Genomic DNA, 16413 nt, shown 5'->3' on the forward strand with positions numbered 1-16413 from the left:
ATGGCTTAACAAAATCGTAACATTACAGAACTAAACGGATTAAAATGCAAGAAAACGACGGACTAAATGAGATTAAAATAGAAGATCAAAAGATTATTGATAATAAAGAACTTAGTTTTTTTGAAGCCCTTATTCCTGTTGTGATTCTAATGGCCATGTTGGCTTATAACATCTTTTTTGTTGAAGACCAAGAATGGTTTGGCGGTTATACTAATCAAATTATTTTATTATTAGGTGGTGGTGTCGCTGCAGCTGTTGGTTTTTTTAATAAAGTAAGTCTTTCAGTAATGCTCAAAGAGGTTTGGGAAAACCTTAAAAGCGTTTTTGTACCCATCATGATTTTATTTTTAGTGGGTGCTTTAGCTGGTACTTGGTTAGTAAGTGGTGTCATTCCTGCAATGGTCTACTATGGCTTACAAGTCTTAAGTCCCGAAATATTCTTACCGGCTTCCGTTATTATTGCAGCTGTCATCTCCATTGCAACAGGCAGTTCTTGGACCACCTCGGCAACCGTTGGTATTGCTTTAGTTGGTATTGGTACCGCTTTAGGTATTAATCCTGGGATGATTGCTGGTGCTGTAATTTCTGGTGCGTATTTTGGAGATAAAATGTCGCCTTTAAGTGATACCACAAATTTAGCGCCTGCTATGGCTGGTACCGATTTGTTTACGCATATTAAATATATGGCCATTACAACTGTGCCTACCATTATTATAACGTTAATTGTTTTCGGAATTATTAGTTTCAATATAGATACCACCGGAAGTGCAGATATTAGTAACCTCCTCGCTTCTATAGATCATACTTTTAATATCTCTCCATGGTTGTTTTTAGTGCCTGTTGGTGTAGTAGCCTTAATCTTACTAAAAACAAAGCCTTTAGTTGCCTTAGCTTCAGGAATTCTTCTAGCAATTATATTTGCCTTCGTATTTCAAGGTAATATTTTAGAAGGACTATCTCAATCTAAATTTTCTGCAATTATAAATTCAATTTTTACAGAAACATCTATTGTTACAGACAACGAGAAATTAAACGATCTGTTTTCAGCTGGTGGTATGGAAGGCATGCTGTGGACCATCTACTTAATCATTTGCGCTATGGTTTTTGGTGGCATCATGGATGGCATCGGAGCACTCTCCAGAATCACAAAAGCTTTATTATCTATAGCAACATCTATATTCGGATTATTTGCAAGTACGGTGTTAAGCTGTTTAGGCTTAAACCTTATTGCATCAGACCAATATTTAGCCATCGTTATTCCTGGCAAAATGTTTAAAAAAGCTTACGAAGATAAAGGCTTGGCTCCTGAAAACTTAAGTCGTACACTAGAAGATGCTGGTACCGTAACCTCAGTGCTTATTCCTTGGAACACTTGTGGTGCTTACCAAAGTGGTGTTTTAGGCGTTGGCGTGGGAGAATACATTGGCTATGCCATTTTTAACTGGCTCAGTCCATTTACAACATTACTCTTTGCGGCATTAAATCTTAAAATTAAGATGCTAAAAGATAAATAGGTTTTATTTATTAAAAACAAAATTCATCATAGCAAAAATCTATCGCTTTATAAAAAATTAAAATTTGCTTAACGTATAAATTCCCTAATGAAAAGTATCTTTGTAGTCGAAAATTAACAATCAATTTAAAACTATAAAAACATGGCATTAGTAGGAAGACAATTTCCAGATTTAAACGTAAACGCAATGAACGATATGGGCGACACTTTTAAAGTGAACGTTCTAGAAGAAGCGAAAAACAACAACAAAAAAGTAGTATTATTCTGGTACCCAAAAGATTTCACTTTTGTTTGTCCAACTGAATTACACGCATTCCAAGCGGCTTTAGGTGAATTCGAAAAAAGAAACACTGTAGTTATTGGTGCATCTTGTGATACGGCCGAAGTACACTTTGCTTGGTTAAGCACATCTAAAGATAATGGTGGAATTGAAGGCGTAACATACCCAATTTTAGCAGATTCTAACCGTAACCTAGCCTCAGCTTTAGGGATCTTAGATACATTCAACGAACAATTTGATGAAGAAACAGGATTGGTAACGGTTGAAGGTGATAACGTAACGTACAGAGCAACATACATCATTGACGAAGAAGGAACCATCCAACACGAAAGCGTTAACAACATGCCTTTAGGTAGAAACGTTAACGAATACTTGAGAATCATCGATGCCTTAACACACGTACAAAAAAACGGTGAAGTTTGTCCTGCAAACTGGGAAGAAGGTAAAGAGGCTATGCAAGCCAATGCAAAAGGAACTGCTGCTTATTTAGCAACGCACTAAAATCTTACCGTCATTGCGAGCAAAGCGTGGCAATCTCAATTAAACCTGACAGGTTTCAAACACCTGTCAGGTCTATTTAAAATTCAAGAATTATGATACAAGAATTAGAACAAGATAATCTACAAGAGATTATCAATAGTAACGATACAGTGATCGTACAATATTCAGCGACGTGGTGTGGAAATTGTAGAATAATGAAACCTAAGTTCAAGAAATTAGCAACAGAGCACGAAGGCGCAACCTTTGTAATTGCTGATGCTGAAAAATTTCCTGAAAGTAGAAAATTAGCAACCGTTGATAATTTACCAACCTTTGCAACCTTCAAAAACGGTGAATTTAAAGGTCAGGTACAAACGAATAAGTTCGATGTGTTAAAAGAATTGGTGGACGACGCCTTATAACAAAAGTCTGTCAGGTTGAGCGCAGTCGAAACCTATTTATCCAGTTGAGCACAGTCGAAACAAGGGGTGTCAGGTTGAGCGCAGTCGAAACCTCTTTATAACGCAAAACTATTTGGTTGAGCATTAACGAGATCAAAATATATGTTGAGCGAAGATAGCTTACAACGTAAGTCGAAACCTCAAACAATACCCAATTTGCCCTTTATAACACAAAACACCATTAGCAATGAAACTACCTGTAATAAAACACCTAACGCAATTCATTGAAGACAATGACGAAGATTACATCATTGAAACCATTGAAACTTTAGAAGCGTTAACTGAAGTACCATCACTTAAAGATGAAGAACTAGACGTGATTGGAGAATTAATCTCTAATATGTATGGTGCCATTGAAGTGAATAAAATGATTAAAGAAGGCACGCCTAAAAAAGAAGCCGTTAACGGATTTATGAAACGCGTCTTAGGATCTATTGATAAATAGTAAGCGTAAAGAACATCATAAAATCTCAAGTGAAAGCTTGAGATTTTTTAGTTTATAGAAACTGTTGTTCTAATTGAAGTGCTATTTGATGGCCTCTATAAATAGCTCCTTCCATATAACCTCCATAACTTGGAGACGTTTCAGAACCTGCAACGATAAATTTACCATTCAAATACGCCTTTTGAAAAATAGGATGCCCATTATTGGCATGCGGAGTTAAATACGTATCAGTTACTGTAGTCGTTAGTGGCGCTTGACTCCATACCTTCTCTTCATAAGACAAGTAGTTTTCACCATCGTCTCCAAAAAACTTTAAAAGCTGGGTTTTAACCAGTAATTCTCGCTGAGCTTTGGTTTCAGTGGCTAAGTTGCCATTTAAAAACCCCATTAAGGCAAACCTTTTATGAGTAAAATCTGAATGATCATAAATTTCTGTAAACGGACCAACATGACTAAAACCAGTGCCAGATAAGCCCTTCGTTTTCCAAAAGGGAGTGTTATAGACCACTGCAAATTTTATAGAATCTTTCATCCAAGTATGGCAGTGGTTAGCCACCTCTACGAGATCTTTATCTAATGCTATAGGAAAATGAATAGAATGCACTAAAAGCTGAGGTGGTATTGTAGACACCACACGATCGGCTATAAATGTCGAATGTTCCGTAATAACTTCAATGGCGTTATCCTGCTCCTGAATGGTATTTACAGCGGCATTCAGTAGAAGTTCGTCTTCAGAAAAATGAGCCGCTAATTGCTCTAAGAGCGCTGCCGTACCTCCTGCTATTCTATAACTTATCTCCTGATTTTCAGGAAGCTTAAAACGTTGCACAGTAGCTGCAGCTGTGGCTTCAAACAAAGCCTCTCCTGCCATAGCTTGTTCAAATAGAGTCAGCTTTAATTCTTGGCACAACTCCATTAAGTCTTTGTTATACCTCCAAAGCCAAGTGGCACCTAATTCTACAGAGGTATCATGAGTCTTTTTTGTAAAAATACGGCCACCAATGCGATCATTTGCTTCTAATATTTTAATAGTAAAACCTGCTTTTTTAAGGAGATACCCTAAATATAATCCCGAAAGCCCAGCTCCTATGATAACGATGCTTTTATTCATGCTATCAAAGATAGATAAGTTAACCGCAATCCACCAATAGTTTTTATGGAGGAACGTCTAGTGGTAAGCAACCTAAACCTTATATAACAAAAATGTCTGGTTGAGCGCAGTCGAAACCTCTATAACAAGTTGAACACTGTCTAAACAAGGGATGTCAGGTTGAGCGCAGTCGAAACCTCTATAACAGATTGAACACAGTCGAAACCTATTTGTCTGGTTGAGCATTAACGAGAGCAAAATATATGTTGAACGAAGATAGCTTACAACGTAAGTCGAAACCTCTATAACAAGTTGAACACAATCAAACCGAGTTGTCAGGTTGAGCGCAGTCGAAACCTCAATCAATACCCAATTGCCCTTAACAAACAAAACACCACTAGCACATGAAACTACCCGTAATAAAACACCTAAAGCAATTCATAGAAGACAAAGACTATAACAATAAACCTATTCAAACCACGTTGCACAAACAAAATGATTGTTGCGATTCTTACAGTTTCATAGGCTAAAATTTTCAGCTATCTTCGTAAAACAGCTACGTTGATTAAAAACACACCCATGAACAACTTACACCACTATATACAATCGCGATGTAACATATCCCAAACCGATAGCAGTTTAGTGGAAACCTATTTTACCTCCCAAAATGTACCAGCCAACACCCTACTCTTAGAAGCCGGAAAAACAGAACGCTATGTGTATTTTCTAAGTGAAGGCATTGTAAAAGGCTATCAAAATGTAGAAGGTAAAATTGTAGTACAACATTTAGTCGCCGAGCACGACTTCTTCACCTCTCTAGAAAGTTTTATGAGTGAAACTCCAGCTCCAGACTATTACGAAACCATTACCGACTGTAAACTTCTTAAAATCTCGAAACCAGATTTCGAGCTCATCCAAGCGCAATCCACCTTTTGGAGCGACTTTATAAAAACGGTCACCAACGAGCACCTCAATTGTAAAATAGAACGGGTTAAAGATTTCCAGGTATTAACAGCAAAAGAACGCTATCTAAAGTTTATAACACAACAGCCTAACCTAGCGCTAAACGTCTCTGTAGACAATATCGCCTCCTTCTTAGGTATGGAACCGCAATCCTTAAGCCGGATTAGAAAACAGATCACTATCTAACATTTGTTATTTTTCAACACGGCATTACGGCAGACCTTTACGCAAACAAAAAAACAATAGTGATGAGTAAAGACTTAGCCTTAGTAACCGGTGGCAATGGCCATTTAGCAAACAATCTAATCCGTTTGTTGCTATCCAAAAACCAAAACGTAAGAACAACCGTTAGAGATGTAAATAACACCGCACCGTTTAAAGGTCTAGATGTCGAGGTGGTACAAGCAGATCTTCTAGACAAAGCAGCCCTAAGAAAAGCATGTAAAGACGTCACGCACATCTATGCCGTGGCCGCCAACTTTAGCATGTGGGCAAAAGACCCAAAAACGGAGATTTACGACAACAACCTAAAAGGCACCCAAAACCTGTTCGATAGCGCCAAAGCATGTGGCATTAAAAACATCGTCTATGTAAGTTCTGTAGCCGCTTTAGACTTTAACACCTTACCAGCCAACGTAGATAATGGGTATAACACAGACCGAAGAAACTGGTATTACAATTCTAAAAACGATTCTGATAAACTGGCTTTAGCCTTGGGTGAAACATACAACATCAGAACCGTTCTCATTTTACCATCGGCAATGATTGGCAGCCAGGCCCACAAACTCAGTTATTCTAACAACTTAGTCTATCAAATTTTAAAAGGCGAAATCCCTGTAGACACCAACGTCACCTTAAACTGGGTAGATGTAAAAGATGTGGCTTTTGGCGCGTACCAAGCCATGCTAAAAGGCAAAGACCAAGAACGCTATATACTCTCTAACCCAACACACACCACATTACAAGACAGTGTAAACATAGCGGCTAAGTTGTATCCAGAATTAAAACTAAAAACCCCTAAAAAAGTACCCAAATGCCTATTGTACACAGTGGCTGGTCTTATGGAGTTTAGCAGTAAACTCACAGGAAAAGAACCCTTATTGCAACGGCATTATTTAGATATGTTTTATGGACTAAAACAAGATTATGATATTAGTAAATCTAAAGAAGAACTCAACTTTAATCCTAAACCATCAAAACAAGCTTTAGAAGAGGCACTGACCTATTTAAAAACGGACTGGAAAATGTAGTGGATGTAATCCATAGTTATAATATGAATATAAAACCACTTGGCGAATGCTTGGTGGTTTTTGCATTTTACATCTTAGTTTTTGCTATTACGGATTACCGTAAGTGATTTACCATAGAAGGTTTTAACTTGGCTTTTGATGAGGAGGATCTGTACGTAACTTTACGTATAGATTTTCTGACAAATAACGATTATGTTTGTTGGATGTCTATTTAATGTATTAATGTTATGATTAACTGACTATATTTAGGGGATATGAGTCATAATAGTTATTATATAACGAGTTAGGCAAAATAAAAACAGAGCTTCATTACATAAAAAATATATGAAAAGAATAACAGAAGAGAAATTAGCGGAAATAAAAAATAATGCATTAAAACCAACAATTTATAATGGTAATTTTCCGCTCAATGAAATATCTGATAGGGAATTTGAAGCTCTTTGTTATTTGCTTTTTAAAGAGCGTATAAAATATGATGATATTGAGCTGTCTGGTAAGTTTGACAAAATAGACTTAATGTCTGGAATTGGCGAAAAAGGGTTTGACTCAACGTTATATTTAAATAATAAAATTGTTGGTTTAATTCAATGTAAAAAATATAAAACTAGATTAACTAAACCTCTTGTAATTAAAGAATTTTTAAAATTTGTCCTAAATGCAATATTGAACCCTGATTTATTGCCAGATAAAAATAACTTCACATATTATATTATCTCTAGTTCTGGGTTTGCAAATACCACTATTGCGTTATTATCTAATTTTAATAAAAAAATAGAAAAAGAAGATGTAAAAAAAATATGTTGTGAAATTATAAGTCAAAATAAGGGCTTAAATACAATTGATATTGAAGTTGAATTAAGTTCAGTTTATGATATTATCAAATTAATAAAAGTTAAAAAAGTAATACCTGAAGACTTAAATCTTCAACTTAAAGAATACTCAATAATTGCTAAGAGTTTCTTTAAAGTTTACACTGCAACAGACAATACTCTTATTGAAAAAGTAATTACTAAATATCTTGAACCTTTAATAAATAGTATGTCCAAAGAAGACATTGAAATTAAGGATTATCAATTTCGTTTTAGAGTATACCTTTCACAAGCCTTGAACACTTATTCTTCTGCACAGACTTTAGTGTTCGGAAACCAGCAAAAGAAAATTGAAGATTTCTATTATCCTTTAACTTTAACTTGTAAAAAAGAGTCTGAACAACCTGTTAAAATCAAAACTCATAAGTTCTCAGAGGAATTTATTCCTAAATATAAGAAAGTCCTTATATGTGATCATGGAGGAATGGGTAAATCAACAATTTTAAAGTGGTTATTTCGATCTGCAACAATTGAAAATAAAGGAATCCCAATTTTTATTGAATTAAGGAGTTTAAATAAAAAAAACACAATTATTAATGAAATAACTAAACAACTAGAACCAATAAATATAAAGATTGAAGAAAAGGTAACTAGAGATTTAATTGCAATGGGTGGTTTTATTTTCTTTTTTGATGGTTATGATGAAATATCTAAAAAGAATAAAAAGGAAGTTACTAAAGATATGTCAAGTTTTATATCCAAAGCCAGTATAAACCTCTTTGTTATTTCATCAAGACCTGAATCGGCTTTAAAAACTTTTGGAGATTTTCAAGAATTTAATATTGACCGTTTGAAAACAAATGAAGCTTATGAATTAATAAAAAAAATAGGTAATAATAACCCGAAATCAATTCAATTAATTGAACAACTTAAAAAAGATAATAGGAAAGAACTTACTGAGTTTCTAGAAAGCCCTCTTTTAATATCATTGCTTTATAAGAAATTTGAGCACCGAGAGACGATTCCATTAAAAAAGCAAGAGTTTTATTGGGAGGTTTTTGAAGCATTATTTCAAGCTCACGACATAATAAAAGGAGACAGGTATGAAAGAGAAAAAGAATCAAATTTAACATTATATGAATTTCATAAAATATTAAGGGGATTGGCTTATTTCACAGCCTTACTTAATCAAGTTGAATTTAACCATTCTGAGTTAGAAAAATTTTTAATAAAGACAAGTGATTTTTTTCCAGGGATAAAATTTAAAATAGCAAATTTCATTAATGATATTACATCTGCAGTTCCAATCTTCCAAAAAGAGGGTTTAAAATACAAATGGGCACATAAAACATTGCAAGAATATTTTGCCTCTGAATTTATTTGTAGAGATACAAAAGAAAAGCAAGGTGCTATTTTAGATCGTTTATATAAAGATGAAAATTCATTGTCATACTATGGAATAATTGACATGTGTTACGAAATAGATTTTAAATCATTTCGAAGATATATATTGTATCCAATATGTAAAGACTATTCTAATTATTACAATGCATCTTTAGTTAAATATAAAGGCAACCCAAAATTCAACCAAATAGTAAATCTTGCTAATCAAATTTATTGTTCCAAATTAGCATTTTTTGAATTTGACAGTAGGTCTATAAAAAAAATATTCCCTAGAATTAAAGCATTCGAAGCATCGCTAGAAAAAGAACTGCAAACTAAAGTTAGTAGTATTGAGATACAAGTAGGAGGTATTGAAACTAATAATGCTAAACAAGAGGTAGCATTTTTAAAACTCTATAATGGATTTAATATTAAAAAGTTTATAGAGGGAAAAAAAATCAGCCTATTAGAAGAAAAGAAACCTATCAAGAAAAAAATAAAATCATTTGATGTTGAATATAGTGCGGTTATTGAAGGCGTGGCTTTTTATTTTATTCCTGATACTATAGAAGAATTTTTAGATAATCATTTAAATGAAATAGAATCCTACTATCAAAGTATTGGAGGTTCAAGTTATTCTATAAAAGAATGTGAAAAACTTATTAAGGAAGTAGAAAAAGAAAACAAAAAAGAAGATGATTTGAACTATTTCTTTTAAGAAATAAATTAATTTACCTAACACCATGTAAAAATAATTGCTTGGTTCTAGCCTACTTAAAAAAACCTAACAGATTTTCTATTCTAGTCATATGTGCTCTATTCTTTTCAAATAGTATTCACTAAATTAGAGCTTTACAAAAGCAGCACGTTCTTAACCAACCCACACAAAAAAAATGAATATCAAATTAATAACAATTCTTTTCTTTGTATTGCTAACATCTTGTAATTCAAATAAAATAACAAGTATAGATTTTCATTACACGGAACCAGGAATATCATCACCTTCCCAGATTTCCTGTAGTAGTAATCTATTTGTGGACTTGAAAAATATACGTTACAAAAAAATCACCAATGAAAACTTTTTAAATAAGTTTGAACAACAACTGAATGAATTAAAAAAATCAGACGAATTTTCTATTAACAGCAGAATATTCGCGCTGATAAATTATAAAGATAAAAACATAGATACGCTCTGTATTGGAGAATATAGAGGAATATGTTTGAATGGAAACATTTTATCCCATAATGACGATTTTCATAATCTCATAATGGATGAAATTGATTTTTTTGACAAGAAGTTATACGATGAATTACGTCGGAATTAAAAAGCTCGCAATTATAGTAAACTGAATATAGCCTTTTGCCAACACCATATACAATCCAATCCTAGCCCTAGCCCACTTCCAAAAACCCATACAGATCCCCTATCCCATTTTTATTTACTAAATTAGGTGCTTAGACACACTGTAACCAATTTCAACAGCACTAACAGGAAAATAAACTGACTAACACCAATTATTCATTTAAAAAATCTACTTTAAGAAATGAGAAAAATTCTACTTTTTAATTTAATGCTATTTATTTTTAACACAGTATTTGGGCAAATAAATTTTGAGGATAAAGTCAATATTTATGATTATGATTCTTTAAGTGTTAATATTATTTATGATGATTTCGACCTTGATGGTGATTTGGATATAATAAAACATGGTATCACTAATTCTGGAAATGTTTTACTTCAGAAAAATGAAAACGGCGATTTTAATGTAAAACCAGCAACTTTAATAAATACTGGGAAAAATCCAATTATATCTCTAGACTTAAATAATGATGGTTTTCCCGATTTAATAACTTACAATTTTGGCAATATAGCTGTTTTATATAATTTACAAAATGATACATTTAGTGACGAGGAAATTCTTCAAAGCAACAATAATTTCTTCGCGGTCAATGCTATAAAGTTAGATTACAATAGTGATGGTTTCCTAGATGTAATTGTCATAGACTATAATGATGATGCTTACCTACTAATTAATGATCAAATTGGGGGATTAAACCCAGCTGAATTTATAATTGCAGTAGGTAATTTTAACTACATTCATAAAATTGATGATTTTGATAATGATGGAAATTTTGATTTTTTTATAAAAGAAGGTGATAAATTAAAGATTTACCTATATGATGTTGGAAATGATAATTTTGTTCAGCCACTGGTATTACAAGCTGAATCTTCTTTAAAATTATATGGAACATTGGATTTAGATGAAAACGGATATAAAGATATTTTATATCTGAAACACGGAGCGATATGGGCAAAGTATTTTGGTGTTCATCCAATTTCAGGTGAATTTATGGTACTGAATGATATTATAGTTGTAAATAATATCCCCTTCAACATCAATTACGAAAACAATCCTTCAATCCATATTGAAAATGAAGAGAACGGAATTTATTCAGTTTATGTTGCATTACAAACTCCACCAAATCATTCCAGTATATACAAATTCAACATACAAAATGGTGTATTTAGCAATGCTGAATTAATTACTTCAAATTTTGCTGTAAATGATTTTGGAGTGAGTCATTTAAATTTCCTAGACCTTAATAACGATGATACGTTAGATATTATGTTTACGAGTAATTTCAATGAACAGAAAATGATTTTTATTAATAACAATATAAATGAGCTTAATAATAAAACGATATGTATTCAGCAGGTAGTCCAACCAAGTGAGTTTTCTGTAATTGATATGAATGGCGATGGTGTAGAGGATATTTCCATAGGTACCCAAAACGGGTTGGGTTATTTTGAAAAAAATTCTAATAATGAATTGAGTGATATGAGAAACTTAATTGGCGTGATGTCAAATCCTAATGCGTCTCATTACACCAAAAGCCATATTGTTGACTTTAACAATGACGGCATAGGAGATGTTATCGATTTTGTGGATTTTGCAGATCATGCCAAAATTTTCAAAAATTTAGGAAACGATAATTTTGAATTTATTCAGTCCATTGCTCTTCATAATAATTTTAGTGCAACTGATGTTTCTTTTGCAGACATAGACAGTGATGGTTTTAAAGATTTAATATTTTATAATATTTCTGATGCCACAGGCAATAGCGGGTTTTATTGGGTAAAGAATAATAATGGGATCGATTTCGGGATACTACAACCTATAATAATTAATGCCGTTGATAATCTTTCGCCAGTTACATTCGCTTTTGATGATTTTAATAGTGACGGTGAAACAGATCTATTGATTTTAAATTATTATTATGAAAATGATCAATGGGTATCAGAAATGAATTTGTTAGAGAATGAAAATGGACAATTTTCTGGCAATAGTTTGGCAATTTTTAGTGGTGCTTACAGTAGAAGTCATTTAAAAGTTAAGGATTTTGATCAAGATGGTGATTTAGATTTTTTTGTGTACAATATAAATGACAATCAATATCGTGATTATGAATTTTTATTTTTTAAAAATGACGGCATGAATAACTTTGAATCAATTATGATTGAAAATTTGAATATTGAAGACATCGAATTTTATGATAATGATGGTGATGGTATTTATGAAATATATGCTTGGAACTACGATGATTCTGCATATTCAAATAATATTTTTTATTACACTACTACAGACTATTTAACTTTTATTAAAACTGAAATAGATGCTTACTTAGCATCTTATGATTTTTCAGACCCTAGTACCAGAGGAGATTTACTGTTATACGATTATAATGGTGATGGTAAAGATGATTTGTTCATTGACAATTATTCACCATTTCAAGGACTAATTTCTGTTTATAAAAATGTTTCGAATAAGCTAGGAATCGAAGAAGTTGGTAATGGTACTGATTTAAATCAATTACAAATCTATCCTAACCCTTTTGTGGATTCTATTAATTGGATTAGTCAAGAAAGAAACCTTTATACCTTACAGCTATTTTCTCAAAATGGTAAATTACTATTTGAAAAAACAACCTCAGAAAACAGCTTAGACTTTTCTTCTTTCAGCAGTGGAGTTTACTTTCTTGTCTTTAAAGAAGAAGCTTTAAAACATGAAAGAGTTTATAAAATCATTAAAAAGTAAATGTGTCAATCTAGGGATCAAAAATAAAAATCTGGCTACAACAATGGCTATAAGTAATTGCCTAGCCCTAGCCCACTTACAAAAACCCTAAACGATTTCCTATACCATTTTTATTTATTAAATTAGGTGCTTAAATACACACCACCCGAGCGCAACGATCAGGCGAAGCAAACCATACACAAAACATTTTGTGTAATTAGAGAAAACCAAAAACACAATGAAATTGAAATTAATTTATGTAACTTTTATTATCGGTTTTTTAAATATCTCGATAATTCATTCTCAATCTGACCTGAAACTTGTAAAAAAGAAAAACGGAAAAACAGTTCACTTTACAATGGTTGACAAAACACCTTTCGAAACTGATTGTGACGGAATTTCGGACGAAAAAGAAAGGACACAATGTTTGGAAAAAAGTTTACGTGAACAAATTCTGAATCGGATTGAAAAAGACTATGAATATTCTGGCGAAATGTATGTTTGGTTTACAGTAGACAAAAAAGGAAATGTGTCCGATATTGCTACTAAAGGATATCCAAGCGCACCTGAATTTGAAAAAGATATAAATAAAGCAATTACGGAATTAAAGCTTACTAAATCTACTTACCAAAAACGGAAAGTGAATGTAAGATGTTATACTCGTGTCCTGCCGAAAGTTATTACTCCGAAAAAATAACTACACATAACACCCGAGCGCAGCAAACAGAAAAAGTCAACCATACAAAACAACGTTAGGCAACATTTAAAGCAAACGATATGAAATATAAATTACTATTAGTTACCACTCTTATATTTAGTCTTTTAACAAAGGCTCAAAATCTTAGTGATGAAAAAATAATGGGAGAATGGAAAGCTATAAATGTCGAAATTCCAAACTCTGATGAAGTGTCTCAAAAAGAAGCTTTAAAATTTATGGAAGATGCTTTTTTAGGCTCAATTTTCAATTTCAAAGGAAATAAAGTTTTTAAAATAGAATATGGTAAAACAGCAGACGATAGAATAAAAGAATTATTTTTTCTTGACAATCAAAATTGGATAATTCAAAATGACCAAATTAAAATTGGGATGGATAACGATTATTCTTCTATGCACATTACTTTTCAAGAAGTAAATGGTAAAACATATTTTTCACTTCCAATGATGCGATTAGAAATGGAGAAAATAAGTACTGACAAACCTTCAAAACCAAAACTAATTAAATCAAAAAAAGAAAAAGCTGAAACAGTTGATTATACTAAATCCGAATTGATAAATAAAGACATTGATAAATCAGAAATTATTGACTTTAAAGATATAGAAAACCCACCATTAGCACCCGAATGTAAATCGAAATGGGACGTTGAAAAAAAGAAAAAATGCACAAATAAATATATTAATATGCACGTTGCTAGAAAATTTAATACTGAATTAGCAGCAGAAGTAAATGTCACAGGAAAAATTAGAATAAATATTGAATTTGTGATTGACAAAAACGGAAGACCAATAAACATTACTGCAAATGGCGGACCTGAAATCATGAATCAAAATGCCATCGAAGTTATAGGGTTATTACCTGATTTAAAACCAGGAACAATAGATGGAGAACCTGTAAATGTTTTATACAAAATGCCTCTAGTTTTTCAAATTGCGAAATAAAAACGTCGGGTAACACCATATATAATTTATGGCTAGTTCTGGCCTACTTAAAAAAAAACTAACAGATTTTCTATTCTAGTTATATGTGCTCAATTCTATTCGAAATTTATTCACTAAATTAGAGTCTCAAACACCCAACCCATCCTAAACAAAACAACATGAAAAAAATCACCCTCTTACTTTTAATTTGTTGTTCATTACATATCCTTGCACAAAAAAAACTGGAAATAGAAATCGATAATCCAGAACCAAGAGTTGGACAAAAAGTGACCTTATCCATTAACATGGACTTTTTAAATGAGTACTTAAAAAAAGAATTAGGAAAGAATATCAATGTTACGGGTTCACCCTCAATTTTCGGGATGTCATCAGAAGATTTTCAAAGAGTCATTATTTTCGAAAAAGCAAAAACATATAACATAGGACCATTCGATTTTGAATTTAATGGTAAAACATTTACCACGAATACTATGGAGGTCAATGTGCTTCCAAAATTACCCATCGAAAATGGCCTTTGGTTAAGACAAACAGAATTTGAGGGGCAACAGTACCTAATTCTCGAACAGTTAATCAGCAACACATCCAATAAAACAGAAAATGAAAATGGTGGCTATTCGCAAACCATTGGCGGAGTTATGCCAGAAGGCAAAGCATTCGCTGAGTTAAATGAAGACTTAACACAAGGCATTCAATTAAGCAATTACAGTTCGGCCACGAACTCTGTAACGCCTGACAATGGTAAATCGTATAGTGTTGGTTTTTCGTATACAATTAAAAAGTATAAAATAACATTTGACGAAGATTATAAAGGAGAATACCTCATTTCGGAATCAGACTTTAATAATCTACCCACAAAATTTGATATCGGAAATATTAAATTAAATAAATAATATGAAAAAAATAATAGCCATCATAATCTTAGCAGTCCTACTCGTTGCTTTCAAGGATCAAGAGCTAAAAGGCTACATCACCTTGTTTGAAGATGGAAGCAGCGCCAAGTATTACAAATACGGTGACAGCCATTATTTCGAATCGTTTGCCAACGACAAAGAAACAATTGGAGACAAGGAATACTATGTGCGATACAGAAAATACGGTTGGGGAACTGTAGATACCACCTATTACAGAAAAGGCTCGAAAAACTACTACCACATTAATAAAAAGACCTTAGAAGAATCAATTATACTCCCAGTAAACCCTAAAGTGGGTGATCAGTGGCTAGAACATGATAACAGCTGGAGTTATGAAGTGATTGCCAACCAACAAAAGTTTAAAACACCAGCCAATAAATACAAAAACTGTATTAAAGTGCGCTGTAAACAACTCACCAATAAGGATAAAAGAAAAAATAAAGAATACCTACTCTACTATTCACCAGAATTTGGATTTGTAGGTAATGTAGACGGCAAAGGCAAAATTTTAAGCTATCTGAGCGACGTAAAACTGAACGCCAAAGAAGGAGAGGTTATTGGAGATTTCAAATAGACCTAATAAACGTAAACAAAAATTAGGCAAGGTATGGTATCGCTTATATCTTATTTAATTAACGGAATATGGGTGATGTGCAACACTGAAAAAATATGGAGAATTAAACAACAGTATATGAAAAAAATGACTAAAATTCTGTTTTTAATAACAGTAATTGGAATTACAAGTTGTAGTCCAAAAATCTCTTCAAACTTTATTAACCCACAACCAAAATTATCTATTGATGAAAAAGTGGCACTTTTGGATATAGAACACAATTTACCCAAAAATAATATTATTAAAGTTGGAGAATTAAGATTTCAAGATTCTGGATTTTCTACAGATTGTAGTTTTAACAGTTTAATGACTCAAGCAAGAAATGAAGCAAGAAAAAATGGAGCTAATATTGTGAAAGTTGTAGACAAAAAGAAACCCGATTTATGGAGTACTTGTTACCGATTAAAAATTGATCTTTATAAATACGATAAAGATGTTTCATCATTACCACAATACCAACTAAAACTGGACTAAACCATAAAA

Annotated in this window: 15 protein-coding genes; 14 read left to right on the forward strand and 1 reads right to left on the reverse strand. The window is 32.5% G+C overall.

What is annotated here, in order from left to right:
• Positions 1-44 precede the first annotated feature (44 nt).
• The 4 genes from nhaC (at position 45) to HM981_RS11310 (ending at position 3179) form a co-directional block, all read left to right on the forward strand.
• Positions 45-1514, forward strand: coding sequence for a Na+/H+ antiporter NhaC (nhaC, locus tag HM981_RS11295; RefSeq protein ID WP_179338910.1), 1470 nt, complete (start codon positions 45-47; stop codon positions 1512-1514).
• A 141-nt stretch (positions 1515-1655) separates the two neighbouring features.
• Positions 1656-2294, forward strand: coding sequence for a peroxiredoxin (locus HM981_RS11300; protein WP_179338911.1), 639 nt, complete (start codon positions 1656-1658; stop codon positions 2292-2294).
• A 92-nt stretch (positions 2295-2386) separates the two neighbouring features.
• A complete protein-coding gene (locus tag HM981_RS11305; protein ID WP_179338912.1) occupies positions 2387-2695 on the forward strand; it encodes a thioredoxin family protein in 309 nt (102 codons plus the stop codon).
• A 226-nt stretch (positions 2696-2921) separates the two neighbouring features.
• A complete protein-coding gene (locus HM981_RS11310) occupies positions 2922-3179 on the forward strand; it encodes a DUF6952 family protein (protein ID WP_092443256.1) in 258 nt (85 codons plus the stop codon).
• Between the two features lie 52 nt (positions 3180-3231).
• On the opposite strand, the gene HM981_RS11315 is transcribed toward HM981_RS11310, so the two are convergent.
• Positions 3232-4290: a flavin monoamine oxidase family protein gene (locus HM981_RS11315; RefSeq protein ID WP_179338913.1), complete on the reverse strand. Its 1059-nt coding sequence runs from the start codon at positions 4288-4290 to the stop codon at positions 3232-3234.
• A gap of 558 nt (positions 4291-4848) precedes the next feature.
• Here HM981_RS11315 and HM981_RS11320 point away from each other — a divergent pair.
• The 10 genes from HM981_RS11320 (at position 4849) to HM981_RS11365 (ending at position 16404) form a co-directional block, all read left to right on the forward strand.
• Positions 4849-5418: a Crp/Fnr family transcriptional regulator gene (locus HM981_RS11320; RefSeq protein WP_179338914.1), complete on the forward strand. Its 570-nt coding sequence runs from the start codon at positions 4849-4851 to the stop codon at positions 5416-5418.
• 62 nt (positions 5419-5480) lie between these two features.
• Complete coding sequence (locus tag HM981_RS11325; RefSeq protein WP_179338915.1) at positions 5481-6482, forward strand: NAD-dependent epimerase/dehydratase family protein; 1002 nt, start codon at positions 5481-5483, stop codon at positions 6480-6482.
• A gap of 324 nt (positions 6483-6806) precedes the next feature.
• Positions 6807-9392, forward strand: a complete 2586-nt coding sequence (locus HM981_RS11330; RefSeq protein WP_179338916.1) for an NACHT domain-containing protein — start codon at positions 6807-6809, stop codon at positions 9390-9392.
• Between the two features lie 322 nt (positions 9393-9714).
• Positions 9715-9999, forward strand: a complete 285-nt coding sequence (locus HM981_RS11335) for a hypothetical protein (RefSeq protein WP_179338917.1) — start codon at positions 9715-9717, stop codon at positions 9997-9999.
• A gap of 219 nt (positions 10000-10218) precedes the next feature.
• Complete coding sequence (locus tag HM981_RS11340) at positions 10219-12771, forward strand: T9SS type A sorting domain-containing protein (protein WP_179338918.1); 2553 nt, start codon at positions 10219-10221, stop codon at positions 12769-12771.
• Positions 12772-12988: 217 nt separating this feature from the next.
• Positions 12989-13447 (forward strand): hypothetical protein, encoded by a 459-nt coding sequence (locus tag HM981_RS11345; protein ID WP_179338919.1) that lies wholly within the window; start codon positions 12989-12991, stop codon positions 13445-13447.
• 80 nt (positions 13448-13527) lie between these two features.
• Complete coding sequence (locus HM981_RS11350) at positions 13528-14406, forward strand: energy transducer TonB (RefSeq protein WP_179338920.1); 879 nt, start codon at positions 13528-13530, stop codon at positions 14404-14406.
• Between the two features lie 158 nt (positions 14407-14564).
• Positions 14565-15296, forward strand: a complete 732-nt coding sequence (locus HM981_RS11355; protein ID WP_179338921.1) for a hypothetical protein — start codon at positions 14565-14567, stop codon at positions 15294-15296.
• Position 15297: 1 nt separating this feature from the next.
• Entirely contained in the window at positions 15298-15891 is a 594-nt protein-coding gene (locus HM981_RS11360) for a hypothetical protein (protein WP_179338922.1), read from the forward strand.
• A gap of 117 nt (positions 15892-16008) precedes the next feature.
• Positions 16009-16404 carry a hypothetical protein gene (locus HM981_RS11365; RefSeq protein WP_179313160.1) on the forward strand — a complete coding sequence of 132 codons (396 nt, stop codon included), beginning with the start codon at positions 16009-16011 and terminating at the stop codon, positions 16402-16404.
• Positions 16405-16413 lie beyond the last annotated feature (9 nt).

The sequence above is a fragment of the Winogradskyella ludwigii genome, from assembly GCF_013403985.1.
Lineage (GTDB): Bacteria > Bacteroidota > Bacteroidia > Flavobacteriales > Flavobacteriaceae > Winogradskyella > Winogradskyella ludwigii.